The sequence below is a fragment of the Melioribacteraceae bacterium genome (assembly GCA_030584085.1).
In the GTDB taxonomy this organism is placed as follows: domain Bacteria; phylum Bacteroidota; class Ignavibacteria; order Ignavibacteriales; family Melioribacteraceae; genus SURF-28.
In genome coordinates this window covers 1,263,796-1,283,591 of record CP129490.1, presented here as the reverse complement: position 1 = coordinate 1,283,591, position 19,796 = coordinate 1,263,796, and the positions used below count along the sequence as shown (strand labels likewise).

Sequence of the window (19,796 nt, the reverse complement as noted above, 5' to 3'; positions counted from 1 at the left end):
ATTATTAAGATTTATAAAAAACTAATGCAGAAGCTCCTTTTATTCCGGCTTCATTTTTTAGCTTAGCCGGTTTTACAATTATACGCGGGCTAATTGGTTTCATTACTCGTTGTTTGATAGTAGCTTCAACTGTATCGAATAAAATTCTTCCAAAACCAGCAACTCCGCCGCCGATAATAACTTTAGGGATATCCAGCACATTAATAATGGAAGCCAAAGCAGCACCAAGTTTTTGAGCAAGGTCAACAATTATCATCTCGGCATACGAATCATTTAACAAGTAAGCATCATGAATTAATTTCGGATTAAGTTCATTGCCTTCACTTATCAATTGATGGAGTTTAGAATCCTTGTGATTGGGAAGTTCTTTTTTGACTTGTTCAATTAAATAATTATTACCCGCATAAGTTTCTATACATCCGCGTGAACCGCACTTACATTGTTTACCTTTTTCGTTAATTGAAACATGACCAATTTCACCGGCACCACCTGATTCACCTCGATATATTTTGCGATTAATAATAATACCGCCACCAACTCCCGTTCCAAGCGTAATCATAATAAAATTTTTATACTTTTTACCCGAACCAAATATCATCTCACCAATTGCTGCTGCATTTGCGTCATTTTCAACAAAAACTTTTTTCTTAAACTCTGTTTTAAGAATACTGCCTAAAGAAATTCTTTCCCAACCGGGAAAGTTTGGCGGATTTTCAACTGTGCCTTTTTTCTTTGTAACTACACCGGGAGTTCCGATTCCTATCCCAATTATTTTGTGTTTCGAATCATTTAGTTTAGCAATACCTTTAATTATTTGATCGATTACCGCTTGAGGTCCTTTAGCGGCATTTGTTTCGAGAGAAAATTTGTTTTTAATTTTTCCTAGCTCGTTAACTAATCCAAATTTTATAGAAGTTCCCCCAAGATCAACCCCAATTGCATAACGTTGCGTGCCCATTTTATATTTTCCTAATTAAACTCGTGACTAATTTTTATTTCATCCGGATACTCAATCTTTCCAACCGGAGTTCCGAGTACCGGTTTTGCAAAAAGTGATATTCGTGATCTTGACCCGTCTTTGCCGCCAATCGCTAAAACAAAATTTGCGAGTTCTTCAAAACTTTTGTCCTTAAAAAACTTTATAAGATCAACTTCAACAGCGATTGGGATAATTCTATTCTCACCAACACCGGGGACAACAAGAGGATTTTCAATATTCCCTGAAAGAACTTGCTTGTCATCCAATTGAACTCGAAATGGGAAAGATTCGAGAGTAATATTCGTTGCCGGGAATCCACCGCTTCGATCATTAGGGTTATTAGCTTCGACATTAATTATAAAACTAAATGGAAGTTCCCCTTTTATAAATGCTCCGGTTAATTTAACATAATCCATCGCTGCAAAATCATCGAGATCCTCTTTCCCTTCCAAAGCAACATTAGCAACTCTAAAATTGTTGTAAGAATCTACTTTGAATTTTAGCCGGGTTAAATTTGTAACGGTTTCATAAACTCCGCATGAGACAATAAATAAAGTTATGAATGAAACAATAATCAGATTGCGATTTAGCTTCATAATATTCTTGACTCCTCAATTTTCTTGATAATTTCGTCGGCAACTTTTAGAGCTTTCAAACCATCACTTCCGCTGACAACAGGTTTTGTTTTTGTGGTAATCGCATTTACAAAAAGTTCAAGTTCATGTTTCAGTGCATTAACTTGTATTATTTCCGGTTGTTCATAAACGACAAATTTCTTTTTATCACCAACTCCCATTTCGCCAAATGATAAGAAATGATTTTCATCCATTTCTTTTTGATTTATCAATCTATAAACTTCTGCTACACCTGTAATAAAATCCAAGGCAATGTATCCGCTTTGCTGGAACATACGCATCTTGCGCATTTTCTTTTGTGATATTCTACTAGCTGTCACATTTGCAACAGCTCCGTTTACGAATTCTAATCTTGCATTTGCTATGTCAATATTATCGGATACAACTGCTACACCGCTTGCCTTAATTTCTTTTACATCACTCCTAACTAAACTTAAAATTATATCGATATCATGGATCATTAAATCAAGAACAACGGCGACGTCGGTTCCGCGCGGATTAAATTGTGCAAGCCGATCAGTTTGAATGAATTTTGGATTGAGGTCATATTTTTCCAAAGACAGGAGTGCGGGATTAAATCTTTCAATATGTCCGACTTGTAAAATAAGATTTTTCTCATCCGCGATTTTTACTAATTCTTCTGCTTGTTCTATTGTCGCTGTAATAGGTTTTTCAACAAGCACATGAACATTTTTCTCGAAGGCTTTTTTCGCCAACTCATAATGTGCACTTGTCGTGGCTACAATGGAAACACCATCGACTTCATTTAATAAATCATCTAGTTTCGAGAAAGACTTAGTGTTAAATTCTTTTGCTGCTTGTGATGCTTTTGATTCATCGATATCGTAAATTCCGATTAATTCTGTGTTTTCTACATCTTTAAATAATTTTGTGTGAATCTTTCCGAGATGCCCGGTTCCGATGACTCCGACTTTCAATTTACTCATTAATATCTTCCGCTTTTTATTCTTGTGTAACCAATTATCTGATCGTATCCACCATAATTAAGTGATTTATAATAAACAAAAATGTAATACTCGTTTGTTGTTTCCCAGAAATTGCCCTCAAGTTCGTACCAGTCTAAATCATCTATAACATTGCCATTATCATACCCGGTTACATATTGATAATCATAAATTCCACGTTTTAGGTCCGTTGTAACTTTATAAATATTACCGTCCTGTGAAAGTTTATATTGCGGAAGTACTTCCCAATTGTTGAATGCTCCAACAAGAAATATATCTTTTTCAATAAATCCACCCGGTGAATATTCAAACTCGACCATCATATAGTCCGCGTAACTATCATTAAACGGAACAAGTTCAAATCCACCGTTTAAATCGGGATAGCCAAATTGTTGAAATCGATTATAATCAAAACCGTCGTAGTGTGCTGTTGTGATTGGAGGTTGATATCGGTTTCTATCATTTAGATCAACTTGTCGATATTCGTTACCCGGTCTTATATCCAGCGCAACAAAAGTAAAATCACGAGCACCGTTGGTTTCATAATATCTTAATCCACGACGGGCAGTTTTACTAATAATGATCGGGTAATCAACTTTCTTGTTTTCTATAACTTCAACATGACTTAAGTCCATTGCATACATTGAATCTTGCAATACGAAATCCACTTTTAGTTCTAATGTTCTTTGAAGTTCATTGGTTCGTTCTTGACTGCTGTTTAATCGGTAAGTATCTAATTTGGAATAAACATTCACTTGAGGTTCTATTACATAAAACTTTCCCTCGGAAAAAATTATGTCGGGATTATTTGAATCGGTAACAAAAAATTTCCATTTACCAGAAAACGGGAATGTTACATCGACATTTGGAAATTGACCTTTGTAATGATATCGAACATTACTACTTTGGTTTGGGATTTGTTCGAACCAGAGGTTATATTCCGTATTATAACTTTGATTTTGTAAAAAGTTATTATCGTAAGGTTTCCAATCTTTATCACAAAACGCAAAACGGATTAATAAATTTGGTTCATAATCCGAAGCAATATCAAACTTGATATTGAGTTTTTCTTTCCCTATCAGAATAGGAAGTTCATTATTATTTGAAGAATAAACTTGAAGGCTTTTTATCTCAACTTGTTGAGAAAAAATGGGAATTGAAATTAAAAAAAAGACTATAATTTTTTTCATATTTTTAGAATATTTCAACACATTTAATAGATGAATATGGAATAAAAACCATTACCATGTTTTTATCACGAACGGATTCAATCAAAAGTCCGTCTTCAAAAACTTCGCGAAGTTTACCGGTTTTAAAAACTATTTCGTAAAAATTTGATTGTTCTTTTTTTTCACCGTAAACAACCCCGTAATTTTCATTCATGGTTACGTTTATTGTTCTATCTAAATATTTTTCCCAATCCATACTCAAATTATCCTCCAATTTGGATAAATATTAAGTAATAAAAGTACCCAAAAATCGCTTCTTTTCCAATACGGAAGGAATTAATGGATTAATGGATTTGGAGATTAACTGCTATAGAATTATTTCAATTTTTGTTTGAATGGGTTATTTTCAAAAAAAAAGATGACTACTAAATAAATTGTAGCCATCTTCAATTTTATTTTCGACAATTCGTCAAATTCGAAAATTCGCTAAATTACATTAGAATGTTCTTACAGTGATGTCACCACCTGAAGTTTTACAAGTTAAATCCGTCCCACCGCCATTCATAATACCGAGGAATTTGCTTCTGGTGACTTCTTTTACTCTAGCTTCTACATCACATTCAATATCACCGCCACTGGTTTTTAAGTTTACATCAGCTTTTAAGTTGTCCGGAATTAAGACCGTAATATCCCCACCGCTGGTTCCGAGATCGATACCATAATTTTCACCGTAATACTCGAGTGTGACATCACCACCTGAAGTTGAAGCGGAAACTTTTCCATCCTTAGATTTAATATCAATATCGCCTCCGGATGTTGAAGATCTAACATTACCAACAGCATTAATTATTTTTACGTCTCCACCCGATGTGGTTGCGGAAATTTCACCGTCAATATTTTCAAAATCGATATCACCTCCGGATGTTTTAGCTTCTATTTCTCCATACAAATCAAGCACTATAACATCACCTCCACCGGTTCTCAAATCCAAATTAAAAGTTTTCGGAACATTAATTTCGTATTTCACTTTCACTCCACTAAACCAATTCCAACTACCGTCTTTTTCAGCATCGACTAGAACACCTTTTGAAGTTTTTTCAAAATGAAAATCTACATCTTCCTCGGCTTTTCTATTACCATAAACTTTTATGTGAACGGTATTTTCATCCCATGTCTTGATTCTTATATCACCAACATCTGATTGAATTTCCAGAAGCTCACCGGAACTCACATCAAAAGATTTTTCATGGATGGTTCTTAAACTTTGAGAGAAGGAGACGCTTGAAAGTAACAGCACAAAAAGAAAGATTGTTAAATTTCTTAAAAATAATTTCATTTTTACCCTCTATTTTATTTATTATTTTGACTATCGAATTACTTAAATGGTTACATTAACATAAATTTAGACTCATCTTTTATAAAAAAGTTGTAAAAATTCCGGTAGATTATGAATATTCTAATTGTTTTTTTCGGTGCCGGTTTGGGAGGTGCACTTCGATATTTAATTTCGGACTATACATCTCATAATCTTCCGATTTATTATCCGTTTGGAACATTGATAGTAAACTTGGTCGGAAGTTTATTGCTAGGATTTATGATCTTTGGTTTAGACGAAAAAGGATTGATTAACGAGAAATTAAAGTTATTCCTGGGTATAGGGTTCTGCGGAGGATTGACAACATTCTCAACTTTCTCTTATGAAACTTTTTATCTACTAAAAGACGCACAGTTTTTTCTCGCTTCATTAAATATTATGCTAAATGTTGTAACAACAATTCTTGGAATTTATTTAGCTTACATAATTGTGAGATAAAAATGAAAACAAATAGCAAAGCAAAATTATTAAGAATTTTTGTCGGTGAAACCGATAAGCATGGTCATGTCTCCTTATATGAAAAGATTGTTGTCGAAGCCCGAAAAATTAATCTCGCCGGAGCAACTGTTTATAAAGGGATAATGGGTTTTGGGAGCAATAGCAGAATACATACCGCAAAAGTATTAAGACTTTCCGAAGACTTACCTTTAGTCATAGAAATTGTTGATACCGAAGAAAAAATTAATTCGTTTATTCCGATAGTTGAGAAAATAATTAAAGAGTCAAATGCCGGCGGCTTGATTACAATTGAAGCAGCAGAGATAATTAAATATACATCAACTACTTAATTTTACTATGACAAAAAAGGTTTTACTTCTCTTAACATTTTTATTCGTACAGACGTTAGCTCAAAATAAATATGATTTTAATCAATTTGTTGATGAAGGAAAGGAATATTTTAGTTCACCGTTAAGCTGGCAGGCAAAAGATTTTTTATATCTCGGGCTAACAGTTGGAGTAACCTTCGGCGCTATGCAGTTTGATAATACCATTAAAGATTTTACACAATCAGATAAGCTTCAAGATTCACCACCACATATATTAATCGGAAGAATTTATGGCGAACCTGTTACACCTCTAGTGCTAAGTTCATATTTTATTATTAACGGAAATTCTACCGGAAATCGTTATCAAAAAAAACTGGGTTTTGAAATAATACAATCTACATTGTTTGCGGCGGCAACAACTCAAATTCTTAAGTCACTTTTAGGTAGAGAACGACCGAGATCAACTGATGATAAATATAATTTTACCGGACCGATTTTATACAATAACGATTTCTTTTCTTTACCATCGGGTCATACTACAATTGCATTTGCCATTTCAACCGTATTATCAGCTAACAGCAGTTCGGATTTACTTAAAATAGCATCTTTTATTCCGGCAATTCTCACGGCATATTCGAGGATTTATGAAAACCAACATTGGTTTTCAGACGTTGTTTTAGGTGGTATAATCGGATTTACTGCCGCAAAGTTTTTTGTTGATCAGCATAGTGAAAAGGAATTTATAGGAAATTCAACTCCATCACCCATCTTTTCACTTTCCATCCCATTATAATTAATTCTTGATAACACACTTCGGTCGAATGAATTTTTGGACTACCGTTCACGTTAGTGTATGTGGCATAACTGTGATTCTGAATGTAGCGGAACGGAATGAATGCAAAAGGTATAGCTATGCAAGAATCTCATTAGGGATAAATTGATATTCACAGTAATGTTCAAATGAGATTCCTCACTTACCACAAAACGGTGCGTTCGGAATGACAGTTTATGAGTTTTGCATCAATGTCAAAAAGTCGGGGCAAAAAAACTTAAGCATGAGAGTCCTTATAATAAAGTAATTTGGTTTACAAACATCTTTATCGGCTCGATAATCCCCTTGCTTCAACAAAATTATCTGATTAGATTGTATCAAAAAGGAGGATGAAATGAGACGGATATTAGTCCCAATTGATTTTTCCGATGCAACAAAAAAAATAATTGAACAAGCAATAAAATATGCAAAATCTTTAGGTGGTGAAATAAGATTGCTGCATGTTGCAGCTCCTGAACCGGAATTTATTGGTGATGAAGTCGGCCCCCAAGTTTTGAGAGATCAAAAAGCAAAAAGATTGCGAGATCAGCATAAGAAAATTCAAAAGTTAGCCGGAAACATTGAAAAGGAAGGAATAAAAACCACACCATTACTTGTTCAGGGAGTTACGGTCGATGAGATTATAAAAGAAAGTAAAAAATTTAACGCAAGCATTATAATAATGGGAAGTCATGGACATGGCGCGATGTACAATTTATTGATGGGTTCTGTTATTGAAGGAGTTATTCGCACAAGTAAAATTCCGGTACTTGTCATTCCGGTGAAGTCAAAATAATCGCTAGTAATTGATAGCTATTCTTAAATCGCTCCTATAATTTTCGAAAAAATTAATAGCATGCATAATTGCGGGTAATACCGATGAATAATGATTACCGCCATCAATTGTAATTAGTTGAACATTTGTTGCACCGTTTGCTTCCCAATTTTCTTTAGCAGTGATTGCGTTTTGATAGGGTACAAAAGTATCTGCATTTCCATGAACAATTAACACCGGTGCTTGAGGTCCCCAATTCAACAGACTATTGTTAATCAAGGCAGTTGTCATTAAACTTTCAGTACCATTTTTAATTGCATCCAATAAACTAGGAGTAAACAATTCCGAAAGTTTACCCGGTAAATGATCATCTATTTCATCTGTTGTAAGTGATCCGTTGAATAAATCCGGAATTGTAAGGTGATAAGTAGCTTGGAAAAATTCTGAAAGATTATTCCAACCATAAACAGTAGAATACGCATACGTTAAAAATGCGAGGAATGACGGCTTATCATAATTATCATTCGACACAATATATTGAGCGGTACCCATCAAATCATGTGCACCGGCCATCGGTGCCGAAGCAGTAACGTTAAATTCATTGAATAATTCCGTTTGCATTTTTTTATGAACCGCCATTGTTGTGTAACCACCCTGTGAATAACCACCCAAAAATAGATCACCATTTAAGGCAATCGATTTTTCATTTGCAAATTTCTTCACAGCTCGAATAAAATCAATAACCGTGTTGGCATTTACATCAGCAATGTGGTAAGGATGAACTAAGTTAGAGTATCCAAGTCCAAGCATATCGGCAGAGACAGCCACGTATCCAAGTGCACCGGATAGTAATGCATCAAAACTTGAAAGCGGGTTTATAGATCCTACGTTATTCTTTTTTGATTGTGTACCATGATGAAGACTTATCAGCGGGAAAAAATTGCCGCTAGAAGGAATAACAAATAATCCGGAAGCATCGGTTGGATTGCCAGTATGATCTATAGTTCTATATAAAACAGAGTAATACTTAATGTCATTTTTTAATTCAATATCAAAGTCATTTGAGCCGGCAAATGTGGATATCAAATTTTCTAATTCTTCTAAACTGACTTCTTTTTCAGAAATGATTTCAACTATCTCTCCACGTTCGTATGTCTCAATTGGATCAGTTTCGACCGAATTATTATTGCAAGATAGAAGAAATAGTGATATAAAAATTAAGAGGATCGTTGTAATAGATTTCATTTTATACTTTCATTTAATTTCATCGCAAGTATAAGAAAAAGTGAAGACACTGCAATGTCAGAATTGTGTAAAAAAAATCCCGCTAAAAAGCGGGATTTTTATAATTCACATTTCTCTTAATACGTCTTATAATTCTTTCAACTCATTAACTAATTTAACAACTGCATTTTTTGCATCACCAAAATACATTAATGTGTTATCAAGATAGAATAATTCATTATCAATACCGGCATAACCAACATTCATCGAACGTTTATTAACTATTACTGTTTTTGCATAGTCAACATTTAAAATTGGCATGCCGAATATCGGTGAATTTTTATCATGACGAGCGGCTGGGTTAACAACATCGTTAGCGCCAATAACCAAAACAACATCTGTATTTGGGAAGTCATCATTAATATCTTCAAGTGCATAAAGTTTATCATATGAAACTTGAGCTTCAGCAAGAAGTACGTTCATATGACCGGGCATTCTACCGGCAACAGGGTGAATTGCAAATCTAACGTTAATTCCTTTTGCTTCCAATGCATTAGCAAGATCACGAATTGCATGTTGTGCTTGGGCGACTGCCATTCCATATCCGGGAACAATAACTACATTACTAGCAGAATCAAACAACATTGCAAGTTCTTCCGAATCAATTGATTTATGTGGTTTTTGTGTGCCGTCACCTACCGCAGCTCCACCACTTCCGGCAGATTCCCGACCACCAAGAACAACGTTCATTAAGGAACGATTCATTCCTTTACACATAATTATAGTAAGAATAATTCCGGAAGCACCGACTAACGCACCGGCAATAATTAACATGTTATTGTTAATTACAAATCCGGTCATAGATGCTGCAATACCGGAGTATGAATTCAGTAATGAAATTGCGACCGGCATATCGGCACCACCGATAGGCAACACAAGTAATACTCCGAGAATTAATGATACAGCAACAATTCCAATTAACAATTCAACACTCGATTGATCGATTACAAGGAAGACACCGGCAACAATTACGGCAACAAAGAGAAGAACGTTTATTGGATTCTGCAAAGGATACTTAACAACCTTACCAGTTACAATACCTTGTAATTTTCCGAATGCAATAAACGAACCGGTGAAAGTAACTGCACCGATTAATATGGAAAGTACAATTGTTATTATAATATTGATTTCGAAATTTGGTGTCTCAACTTTGTAATATTCACCAAGTGCAACAACAGCTGATGCACCGCCGCCAAATCCGTTTAGTAAACCAACCATCTGAGGCATACCAGTCATCTGAACTTTTGTAGCCATAACTGAACCGATTAGAGAACCTACAACTAGGCCTGCGATAATCCACTCATAAGTTATAATCATATGATCGAAAAGTGTAATCACAACGGCGAGAAGCATGCCAATTGAAGAGAGCATGTTTCCTTGTCGTGCTGTCTTAGGAGATCCTAGTTTTTTAATACCGAAAATAAACAGTATTGAAGCAATCAAATAAATTATATAAGATACTATTAGCATGTGATATCTCTCATTTCTTTTTGAACATTTTGAGCATTCTATCGGTTACTAGGTAGCCTCCAACAACGTTGATAGTAGCAAAAATGAGAGCAACCAAACCGAGTATTGTGCTTAACATATTTTGTCCCTCACCTGCAACTATTAACGCACCCACAATAGTGATACCGGAAATAGCATTTGAACCTGACATTAGTGGTGTATGTAAAGTTGGGGGAACTTTTGTTATCAACTCAAACCCGACAAATATTGCAAGCACAAAAACATAAATCTGCATTATCAGAGCGAGTAAATCCATTGTCTATTCCTTCTATTTAATTCAATTTTTTATCAATCAATTACTGTAAAAGCGCTTTCGTTCTTTCTTGAACAACTTCACCATTATATGATATAACCGAACCTTGAACAATTTCGTCTTCGAAGTTAAGCTCAACATTACCTTCTTTGCTGATGTGTTCCAGCAATGCTTGTATATTTTTTGCATAAACATCACTCGAATGTGTAGGAACTAAGCTTGGTAAGTTAGGTTCACCAATAATTATTACACCATGCTTTTTAACTGTTTTACCTTTTTCACTTACCTCACAATTACCACCAAATTCAACAGCCATATCAAGAACCACTGAACCGGGTCGCATATTTTTAACCATGTCTTCGGTAACAAGCACAGGAGCTTTTTTGCCGGGAACCAGTGCAGTTGTAATAACTATGTCAGCATTATTAACATGCTTAAAGATCAGGTCTTTTTGTTTTTGAAGAAATTCAGCAGAAGCTTCTTTAGCATAACCACCGGCATCCTGCATATCCTCTGCGCCTTCAACTTCTATAAATTTACCGCCAAGTGATTGAACTTCTTCTTTAACTGCTGCACGTATATCAGATACTTCGACAACAGCACCGAGACGTTTTGCCGTTCCGAGTGCTTGAAGTCCGGCGACACCAGCACCCATGATAACTACTTTTGCCGGGGAGATAGTACCAGCGGCTGTCATCATCAATGGGAAAATTTTACCGAGTGAATTTGCGCACATAATAACGGCTTTGTATCCGGCTATGTTCGCTTGTGAACTTAACGCGTCCATTTTTTGCGCAAGTGTTGTTCGCGGAATAGCATCCATTGAGATAGTATTAATTTTTTTCTCCGCACATTTCTTTGCTAATTCCGGGTAGTTCAATGAATAAAGGAATGTTATTAATATTGTTCCTTCTTTCATTAAGTCGAGTTCATGTTTTCCTTCTTCGGGATGATCCATTGGTCTCTGAACCTTTGCTATGATATCCGCAGAAGCATACAACTCGGTTAACTTATCATACAATTTAGCCCCGGCTTTTTCATACTGATCATCAGTATAACCGGCATTTAATCCGGCACCTTTTTGAACATGAACTTGAAATTTTTTTTTGATCAGTTTTGAAGCGACATCGGGTGTAATCCCGACACGATTTTCACCGGGGAGGATTTCTTTAGGAACTGCTATAACCACAACACCTCTCCTTTTGTATTTTGATTTATTTTATAAATTTACGAATAATCGCACCTTTTTGTCAAATTAAAATAAGATTATGTGGTTTTATCGATCATTATTTTAATTGCTGAATTCAATAAGCCTATTAAAACTTTGGAAATAGATAAGAATTAAAAGAATTTCAAGATAAAGAAGATATTTCTATTCTTTCTTTATGCCTTCAGTATCAATTTTTTACATCGCGAGTTTCTACATTAATCATCTGCTCAAATTCTTCTAATTTGTAGCCTGATTTTATGGAAATTTCCTTTAAATATTGGTTCATGTAAAAAATATTTCTTGTTCTAATCAAAATCTCATCAGATGAGAGCTTTGATTTATTAAAAGATATTAATTCAATTGAGGAACACCAATCGATTAATTCTTCAAAATTTTCCTTGCTGTAGTACCAAATACCTTCATGAAAATTAACTCCCAGATAAGTTTTAACATAATCATCATTCAAAAATTTAGTAAACTCTTTCGCTTTATGTTTCTTTAGGAATTCTTTAAGCTCTGTATTCTCTTTTGTGATTTCAAATTCTTGCGGCGCCTCATCTGATTGGAATACATTGCAGCAATGGTCTGTTAGAATATTTAATAATGTCATCTCGGAAAATATCTCATGTTCTCCCCTTCCTAAATGTTGAAGAATATCATGCAGAGGAATATCAAGTAAGAGCGCATGCTCAAAATTATCTTTATTAACTTCACCGGTTTCACTAAAAAATTCCTTAACAGAAATTATTACCGCATATAGCAAATAGATAACTGAAGTTTCGTTATAATTTGACGAATCAGATAGCCGGAATACTTCTTTGAAACCTTTGTATTTGATGCTCTCTTTTACGGATAAAAATTCTGCTAATAATTGATTAATTGTTTTTACATTTATTATTGATTTTTCAAATTTTGTGATTGATTTTTCATCCCTATCAATATTGTAAAATTGTCTAATCTCATTGATCAGTTTTTCAAACTCAGAAGTAACTTTTATTTTTTCCCCGGATTCAAAAAGAATATTTACATCAACAAAATCTTTAATTATCTCCGACGTAAAAATATTTCTCATCGCAGAATGAATCGGCTCGAATCTAAGCTCGTTTAATTTTCTATTTATATTAGGAACTCCTTTGTTCCCTATTACTTCATAAAGTTTTCGGTATTCACCTGCTGTGTCATATACCTCTACAAAATTCATGAATACTTTATACTTGAATGCACCAAGCTCAACTCGCCATCCGTTATATACAATTTCATGTCCCGATATTATATACTCGAGATTAGCAATGCAATCCTTGTAAATATAGAAGTAATTCTGTTCAGCCTTAATGGCAAGTACCTCATAAATTTTTCTGGTCTCCGGATTTTTGTTTCCACCCTTACTCACAAGTTTTGGAGCAGAGTCATAAATTACCCCGACAGCATTTTCAAATTTATTATTAAACAACACTAACGCTTTCTCATCATTAGCAGAATTTACATATGCAAATACGTTTTCGTTAATTCCACCGTGAGGTTTATGTAAATCAAAAATCCAGAAATTTTCTACTTCACTAAAAACATATCTTTTCCTCATTAATGAAAAAATTTCTCTTTCATGTCTATCAACCAACCATTGATTTGGAGTTTCATTATAATAAGCTCGCTTATATTCCATACCGTATTTTTCCGTGTAACCTTCAACTTGTCCGTGACCGAACATCGGAAGTCCAGGCAAAGTGATCATTAAAGTAAGAACGCCAAAATATTTATCATCACTTCCAAATTGTTTGATCGCAGTTTCCTCATCCGGGTTACTCATAAAGTTCACGTATCGCTTAAGTATCTCCGGCTCAAACTCGAGAGTATTCGTAATTAAATCACGATACTTATCATTCTCTTCTTTCATCATCATATGCATGAAAGCAGAGTTATAAACTCGATGCATTCCGAGTGAACGAACGAAATATCCTTCCATCAACCAAAATGCTTCCGCAAGAAGAAGCGTTTCCGGCATCTCTTTATTGAAACGGTCAACAACCTCACGCCAAAATTCTTCGGGGAATTGTTTATCGAATTCCGAACGTGTCATCGAGTGATCTGAACGTGAAGGGATGTCACCGCCTGTACCTGGTTGAGGAAACCATAAACGCTGATAATGTTTTTTTGTTAGCGTCATCGCAGCATCAAAACGAATGATTGAAAACTTTCTTGCTACGTCAAATATTTTTTGTATGACTGCTTCGCGCACTTCCGGTTTCATCATGTTCAATTGTGCGGTATCGTTCCAAGGCATACTTGTACCGTCGTTACCATGATATAGATAAGAAACTCTACCATTACGGTTATCGATCCTTTGAAACACTACAGACGCATCGCGACGTTCATAGTAACCATCTTCAATTCTTACTTGGTAATCCGGATCTTCGGAAAGATTCGGTCCGTTAAAAGTGTAATTGGGGAACGGAGGATTATCGGCTTGAATAAAATAATCAGGTCTGTGTTTTACCCAATCACTTACAATTCCGGTATGATTCGGGACCATATCGCTTGCTAATCTAAGTCCTCTTGCTTTTGCTCTTTCATTTAAATTATTGTAGGCGTCATCACCACCAAGGTCATAAGCTATATGATAATCATATAATGAATATGCCGAGGCGACGGCATCAATATTCCCCATTATGTGTTTTATCTTTTTAGAAGCGGGACTTCTTTCCCAAATTCCGATAAGCCAAAGACCATTAAAATTCCAGCGTGCTAGTTGATCAAGTTCTTCATCCGGTACTTGATCCAAACGTTTAATTTCTTTCTTATATTTTTTAGAAAGCTGGTCGAGCCAGACAAATGCATTCTTTGCCATCAAAATTACATTTGGCATCCAAGGGATATCCTTAGTGAAATTTTCCGGCTCTTCATAAAAATTATCCACATCCTTAGCATACTGATATTTAGATTTCCCAATCATCAAAAAATCTGCATCATCCATTCCACCTTTATATTTTGGAACAACGGTTGGAGCTCCACCACCACCTCCAAAACTTTCAAAGCGGATATCTTCTTTCATTAAATCTTTGCTGGATAGAACACGATTGGAAAATTTCTCTTTAAGAATCACTCCCCATTTTTGTATAACAAAATCAAGTTGAGCTTCTAAATTATCCGGGTTGTTATCAATTGGCGTTTTAAATAATGTAAAGATATCTTGATTATCGGGACCGAAAGGTTTTTCATTTTTGAAAAACTTATCTAATTCGAAAATTGATTTATCGAATAAATCTTTATTAGAGAAATAATTTGAATCGAAGAATTCTTTCAACTTTTTGTTTGCGGGGTTATAATCAGCAAAATAAAGAATGAACATTTCTTCTAAAGCAATCTCATCATTCGATCTCTCTTCAGTAAATGTATTCAGGTATTCATGAACTGTTGATTTACCTTTATAAACATCCGTCGGTGGGAATAATGAGACAAATTCGGATAAAATTTTATTGAACGATTCTTCGCTTAAGTTTTTGTTCAATTCGACTAAAGCTTTCTTAAATACACCGGGATTTACATTTACTTCATATTCTCTCAGGATAAAGTGATAAATCTCATCAAGTAAACCCATTGCGTTTATATAACCGGGAGTAATTTTATCTTTGTCTAATCTTCTTAGATTAATCTTCTGAACTAGGCTTCGAACATCGGCAAAGTTTGCAATTATGATATTGCCGTTGGTTGAAAAAAGTGAATCTTCAATATCATATTTCTTTCGGATTTCTTTTGCAATGTGAAACTCGTAGATAACATTGTTAACAATATGACAATTCATCAATCTTAATTTCTCGATTAATATCTGCATCAAAATCTCCGGTTAAGAATTTTTGTTTCGATAGTTCAATATAGTTAAATAAGAGAATTAATTGAATTAGTCAAATTAATAACTCTTAATCGTGATCTTACTTTTAATTAGAAACCGATAAATCGGTTATGGGTGTTTGGTTGGTTGTCAAAAACCCACGGATAAATCCGTGGGTTAATGATATAATTAACACATACTTACCATTAACCAATGGCTTTAGCCATTGGTGGTAATAAATCCAACCACCAAAACTCATCTAACGGTTTCAACCGTTTTAGTTTTTACTTATATTAAAATAAAAAGGGTGAACTTATGTCTGTCCGCTCATACACAAAAGTCTGGTTGCATCTAATTTGGGGAACACAGAAAAGGGAAAAATCTCTCGTCGGTAAAGAATTAAGAAAAAATCTATCAAATTTCTTTCATAACTATTCGAAAGAAAAAGAAATCTATATGAAGGTAAACTATGTTAACTCCGACCACGTTCACGCATTAATTGATCTGCCTACCGATAAAACAATTGCAGATACGTTGCATCTCCTAAAAGGTGCTTCATCAAATTGGATAAATAAGCAAATCAACTTCAAATTTGCTTGGGCTAAGGGATATGCGGCTTTCTCGGTCTCGGAATCCAATCTTAAGAAAGTGGTTGATTACATCTTGAATCAAGAAGAACATCACAGAGTTAAGAGTTTTGCAGAAGAGTATGAGGAGTTTCTGCAGAAACACAATGTTGTGGTAAACCGATGAATCGGTTTTGGGAATATCGAGGTAATTGCTCCTGTCCCACGAATTAATTCGTGGGTTAATAAAAAATCTTCAGTCCACCTTCCCATTAACCAATGGCTTTAGCCATTGGGGCAAGATAACCCTAAATCCGCCATAACGGTTTTAACCGTTTTTCTATTCCAAAACACAAATTGAAATTCCCTATCTATTAAGGTATATTTTTGGTTTGAATTTATTTGAAGCGTTATGTCCGTAACTCCATTAATGACTCAATATTACAAGATTAAGGAGAAGAATCCCGATACAATTTTGCTTTTTCGTGTCGGTGATTTTTTTGAAACATTTGAAGAAGATGCAAAGCTAGCTTCAAAAGTATTGGGTATTACTTTAACCAAAAGAGCAAACGGTGCTGCCGGAGAAGTTCCTCTTGCCGGTTTTCCCCATCATGCAATTGATACTTACTTACCAAAACTTGTCAGATCGGGTTACAGAGTTGCGGTTTGTGAACAAGTTGAAGATCCGAAATTTGCTAAAGGAATAGTTAGGCGTGATGTTGTGGAAGTCGTTACACCCGGAGTCGCTCTTTCGGATAAATTACTCGATCACAAAAAAAATAATTATCTGCTTGCCATATACTTAAAAAGCGATATCGTCGGACTTTCATTCTGCGATATTTCCACAGGAGAATTTTTTGCTTATGAAGTTCATCAACGAGAACTTGTTAATCAATTTGGTTTAATAAGTCCCGCAGAAATTTTGATTTCAAAGAAACAAAAAACAATTATCGAACCGATTATAGAAAAAGCTACTAACTCGGTCAGAGTAACCAAAATTGACGATTGGATTTTTAATTACGATTATGCAAATGACATTTTACGAGATCAATTCAACACGAAAACGTTAAAAGGATTCGGAATTGAAAATCTTGATGCCGGTTTAATTGCCGCCGGCGGAATTCTTAATTATTTGCGCGATACACAACGAGCAAATTTGACTCATATCAATAAAATTGCTCTCTATAATCCTTCCGATTATATGCAATTGGATTATTCCACAAAGCGAAATCTCGAAATAACTTTCACTATGCAGGAAGGAACCAGAGAAGGTTCTTTAATATCAATACTTGATAAAACCGAAACGGCAATGGGCGGCAGAATGCTGAAGAAATGGATCTCCGCTCCACTAAGAAAACTTGAACCAATATTGCAAAGACAAGAATGCGTCACTGAATTTTTTGAAAATAAAACTTTGAGAAAAAATCTACAGAATGAATTCAAAGAAATCGGAGATTTGGAAAGACTGATTTCAAGAATTTGTACCGGTAGAGCAACTCCAAGAGAAATCGTACACGTAAAACTTTCTCTTAAAAAAATCCCATTAGTAAAGCAGCTTTTAGATCAAGCCGGCTCAAAAACGATTAAAGCGATAAATGAGAAGCTGATTGATTTAGAAAACCTCATCGAAAAAATTGAAACATCAATAAATGACGAACCACCATTAAGTATCGTAGACGGTGGTGTTATTCGTAAAGGTTTTTCGCTTGAACTTGATGAACTTCGTGATCTTTCGACAAATGCAAAAAGTTGGATTGCAAATCTTCAAAAAACCGAACGAGAAAGAACCGGTATTTCTTCTCTGAAAGTTAGTTTCAATAAAGTATTTGGTTATTACATTGAGATAAGCAACGCACACAAGGATAAGATTCCGGATAATTATATAAGAAAGCAAACGTTGGTAAACAGTGAGCGTTATATAACTCCGGACTTAAAGGATTACGAAGATAAAGTGCTTAACGCGCAAGAAAATATATTAAAATTAGAATCAACCCTTTTTGATCAGATCAGGAAAGAAGTTGCACTTGAGACTGAGAGAATCCAATTAAACGCAAATTTAATTGCAATGCTTGATTGCTATTTATCATTTGCCGAGTGCGCAGAGCAGTATAATTATGTAAAACCCACTATTGATGATTCGGATGAATTAGATATTAAAAACGGTAGGCATCCGGTTGTTGAAAGAATTTTATCTCCGGGTGAAAAATTCACACCAAATAATTGTCGCTTGAGTAATAGCGATAACCAGATTATTATTTTAACCGGGCCCAATATGGCGGGCAAATCGGTATATCTTCGTCAAGTTGGATTAATAGTATTGTTAGCCCAGATTGGCTCGTACATTCCGGCAAAAGAAGCTAAAATTGGTTTGGTTGATAGAATTTTTACACGTGTAGGAGCTAGTGATAATATAGCTGCCGGAGAAAGTACATTCCTTGTAGAAATGCAAGAAGCAGCAAATATTCTTAACCATGCAACCGATAAAAGTTTAATTTTATTAGATGAGATCGGACGAGGGACCAGCACATTTGATGGAATTTCCATCGCATGGGCAATAACTGAATACATTCATGAAAATCCAAATGTATCCGCAAAAACTTTATTCGCTACACATTACCATGAATTGAATGAAATGGCATCGATTTTCCCTCGAATAAAAAATTATAAAGTTGAAGTAAGAGAATACGACGATAAAGTAATCTTCCTACATAAAGTTTCTCAAGGCGGAGCAGATCATAGCTACGGAATACAAGTAGCGCAAATGGCGGGACTTCCGGAATTTGTTACAAAACGGGCAAAAGAAATTTTATTCAATTTGGAAGACAAAGAATTAACTCCTTATGAAATTAAGAAAGCAAAACTTGCAAAATTTAAAAATCATGACGAAATGCAAATAAGCATGTTTGAAGTAAAAGATGATAAACTTCGGCAAGAAATTTCGAATATGCAGCTTGAAGGACTTACTCCCCTTGACGCATTAAATAAATTAAACGAACTACAGAAAAAAATTAAGGATAATAAATAACGTATGAAAATCTTAAGCAAAATTGTTTTACTTGTAACAGTATTATTAATAATCTCTGCTTGTAAGGAAGAAGAAAAACGAGTGCTGACACCGGAAGAAATAAAGTACAGTGAACAAATCGCTCATATTAGAGAGCAGCACAATATCTATATGAAAACAAATCCAAATTCACCTTTTAATTACAAAGGTAAAGTTGAATTTCATCCTTTAAATTATTTCGAACCGGATATGCGCTATATTTATAATAGCAAACTTTATCAATATGATACTAAAGATACAGTCGTTGTCTTTGGAACAAAAGGTGAAGAAAGAGAATTTGTTAGATACGGTTATTTCAATATTGAACAAGAAAATGAAGTTTATAAATTGAATGTGTATCAAGGTTATGAAGAAGAGATCGGTGTTTATTATAGTGTTTGGTTCACCGATGAGACTACCAATGACGAAACATATGGTGTAGGTCGTTATTTAAATGTGAGAATTGTTAACGCTCCGGAGAATACTTATACGATAGATTTTAATGCTGCGTATAATCCGTATTGTGCTTATAGTAAAGAGTATTCATGTGCAATACCTCGTAAGGAAGATCATATTGGCTTCGCTATTAAAGCGGGCGAGAAAAAATTTCATGATTAATTTTGGAGAATTAA

At 34.7% G+C, this 19,796-nt stretch carries 18 protein-coding genes; 7 read left to right on the top strand and 11 right to left on the bottom strand.

Features of this window, described 5'->3' with window-relative positions; genetic code table 11:
* Positions 1–4: 4 nt before the first annotated feature.
* The 6 genes from QY331_05920 to QY331_05895 form a co-directional block, all read right to left on the bottom strand.
* The gene (locus QY331_05920; protein ID WKZ70784.1) at positions 5–958 is read right to left on the bottom strand and encodes an ROK family protein; all 954 of its coding nucleotides are present in this window, start codon (positions 956–958) and stop codon (positions 5–7) included.
* 11 nt (positions 959–969) lie between these two features.
* Positions 970–1,575, bottom strand: a complete 606-nt coding sequence (locus tag QY331_05915; protein ID WKZ70783.1) for a hypothetical protein — start codon at positions 1,573–1,575, stop codon at positions 970–972.
* Entirely contained in the window at positions 1,572–2,561 is a 990-nt protein-coding gene (locus QY331_05910; protein ID WKZ70782.1) for a Gfo/Idh/MocA family oxidoreductase, read from the bottom strand. Before QY331_05910 ends, QY331_05915 begins: the two co-directional genes overlap by 4 nt.
* Positions 2,561–3,769 carry a DUF5103 domain-containing protein gene (locus tag QY331_05905; GenBank protein WKZ70781.1) on the bottom strand — a complete coding sequence of 403 codons (1,209 nt, stop codon included), beginning with the start codon at positions 3,767–3,769 and terminating at the stop codon, positions 2,561–2,563. Before QY331_05905 ends, QY331_05910 begins: the two co-directional genes overlap by 1 nt.
* A 4-nt stretch (positions 3,770–3,773) precedes the next feature.
* A complete protein-coding gene (locus tag QY331_05900; GenBank protein WKZ70780.1) occupies positions 3,774–4,004 on the bottom strand; it encodes a hypothetical protein in 231 nt (76 codons plus the stop codon).
* A gap of 240 nt (positions 4,005–4,244) precedes the next feature.
* Positions 4,245–5,084 (bottom strand): DUF4097 family beta strand repeat-containing protein, encoded by an 840-nt coding sequence (locus tag QY331_05895; protein ID WKZ70779.1) that lies wholly within the window; start codon positions 5,082–5,084, stop codon positions 4,245–4,247.
* A 111-nt stretch (positions 5,085–5,195) separates the two neighbouring features.
* Here QY331_05895 and crcB point away from each other — a divergent pair, with 111 nt between their 5' ends.
* The 4 genes from crcB (at position 5,196) to QY331_05875 (ending at position 7,497) form a co-directional block, all read left to right on the top strand.
* On the top strand, positions 5,196–5,561 hold the full coding sequence (crcB, locus tag QY331_05890) for a fluoride efflux transporter CrcB (GenBank protein WKZ70778.1): 366 nt from the start codon (positions 5,196–5,198) through the stop codon (positions 5,559–5,561).
* Positions 5,562–5,563: 2 nt separating this feature from the next.
* Positions 5,564–5,911 (top strand): DUF190 domain-containing protein, encoded by a 348-nt coding sequence (locus QY331_05885; GenBank protein WKZ70777.1) that lies wholly within the window; start codon positions 5,564–5,566, stop codon positions 5,909–5,911.
* Between the two features lie 7 nt (positions 5,912–5,918).
* Positions 5,919–6,683 carry a phosphatase PAP2 family protein gene (locus QY331_05880; GenBank protein WKZ70776.1) on the top strand — a complete coding sequence of 255 codons (765 nt, stop codon included), beginning with the start codon at positions 5,919–5,921 and terminating at the stop codon, positions 6,681–6,683.
* A gap of 373 nt (positions 6,684–7,056) precedes the next feature.
* Positions 7,057–7,497 carry a universal stress protein gene (locus QY331_05875; GenBank protein WKZ70775.1) on the top strand — a complete coding sequence of 147 codons (441 nt, stop codon included), beginning with the start codon at positions 7,057–7,059 and terminating at the stop codon, positions 7,495–7,497.
* Between the two features lie 3 nt (positions 7,498–7,500).
* Here QY331_05875 and QY331_05870 read toward each other — a convergent pair whose 3' ends face one another.
* From QY331_05870 to QY331_05850, 5 genes are all read right to left on the bottom strand, one after another.
* Complete coding sequence (locus QY331_05870) at positions 7,501–8,721, bottom strand: alpha/beta hydrolase (protein WKZ70774.1); 1,221 nt, start codon at positions 8,719–8,721, stop codon at positions 7,501–7,503.
* Positions 8,722–8,847: 126 nt separating this feature from the next.
* Positions 8,848–10,230 carry an NAD(P)(+) transhydrogenase (Re/Si-specific) subunit beta gene (locus QY331_05865; protein WKZ70773.1) on the bottom strand — a complete coding sequence of 461 codons (1,383 nt, stop codon included), beginning with the start codon at positions 10,228–10,230 and terminating at the stop codon, positions 8,848–8,850.
* A gap of 10 nt (positions 10,231–10,240) precedes the next feature.
* On the bottom strand, positions 10,241–10,525 hold the full coding sequence (locus tag QY331_05860) for an NAD(P) transhydrogenase subunit alpha (GenBank protein ID WKZ70772.1): 285 nt from the start codon (positions 10,523–10,525) through the stop codon (positions 10,241–10,243).
* A 40-nt stretch (positions 10,526–10,565) separates the two neighbouring features.
* Positions 10,566–11,711 (bottom strand): Re/Si-specific NAD(P)(+) transhydrogenase subunit alpha, encoded by a 1,146-nt coding sequence (locus QY331_05855; GenBank protein ID WKZ70771.1) that lies wholly within the window; start codon positions 11,709–11,711, stop codon positions 10,566–10,568.
* 208 nt (positions 11,712–11,919) lie between these two features.
* Complete coding sequence (locus QY331_05850; protein ID WKZ70770.1) at positions 11,920–15,558, bottom strand: alpha-amylase family glycosyl hydrolase; 3,639 nt, start codon at positions 15,556–15,558, stop codon at positions 11,920–11,922.
* A 312-nt stretch (positions 15,559–15,870) separates the two neighbouring features.
* Here QY331_05850 and tnpA point away from each other — a divergent pair, with 312 nt between their 5' ends.
* The 3 genes from tnpA to QY331_05835 all read left to right on the top strand — a co-directional run bounded on the left by tnpA (position 15,871) and on the right by QY331_05835 (position 19,782).
* Positions 15,871–16,308, top strand: coding sequence for an IS200/IS605 family transposase (tnpA, locus tag QY331_05845; GenBank protein ID WKZ70769.1), 438 nt, complete (start codon positions 15,871–15,873; stop codon positions 16,306–16,308).
* 225 nt (positions 16,309–16,533) lie between these two features.
* Positions 16,534–19,146, top strand: coding sequence for a DNA mismatch repair protein MutS (mutS, locus tag QY331_05840; protein WKZ70768.1), 2,613 nt, complete (start codon positions 16,534–16,536; stop codon positions 19,144–19,146).
* Between the two features lie 3 nt (positions 19,147–19,149).
* Positions 19,150–19,782, top strand: a complete 633-nt coding sequence (locus QY331_05835) for a DUF1684 domain-containing protein (GenBank protein ID WKZ70767.1) — start codon at positions 19,150–19,152, stop codon at positions 19,780–19,782.
* Positions 19,783–19,796: the final 14 nt, after the last annotated feature.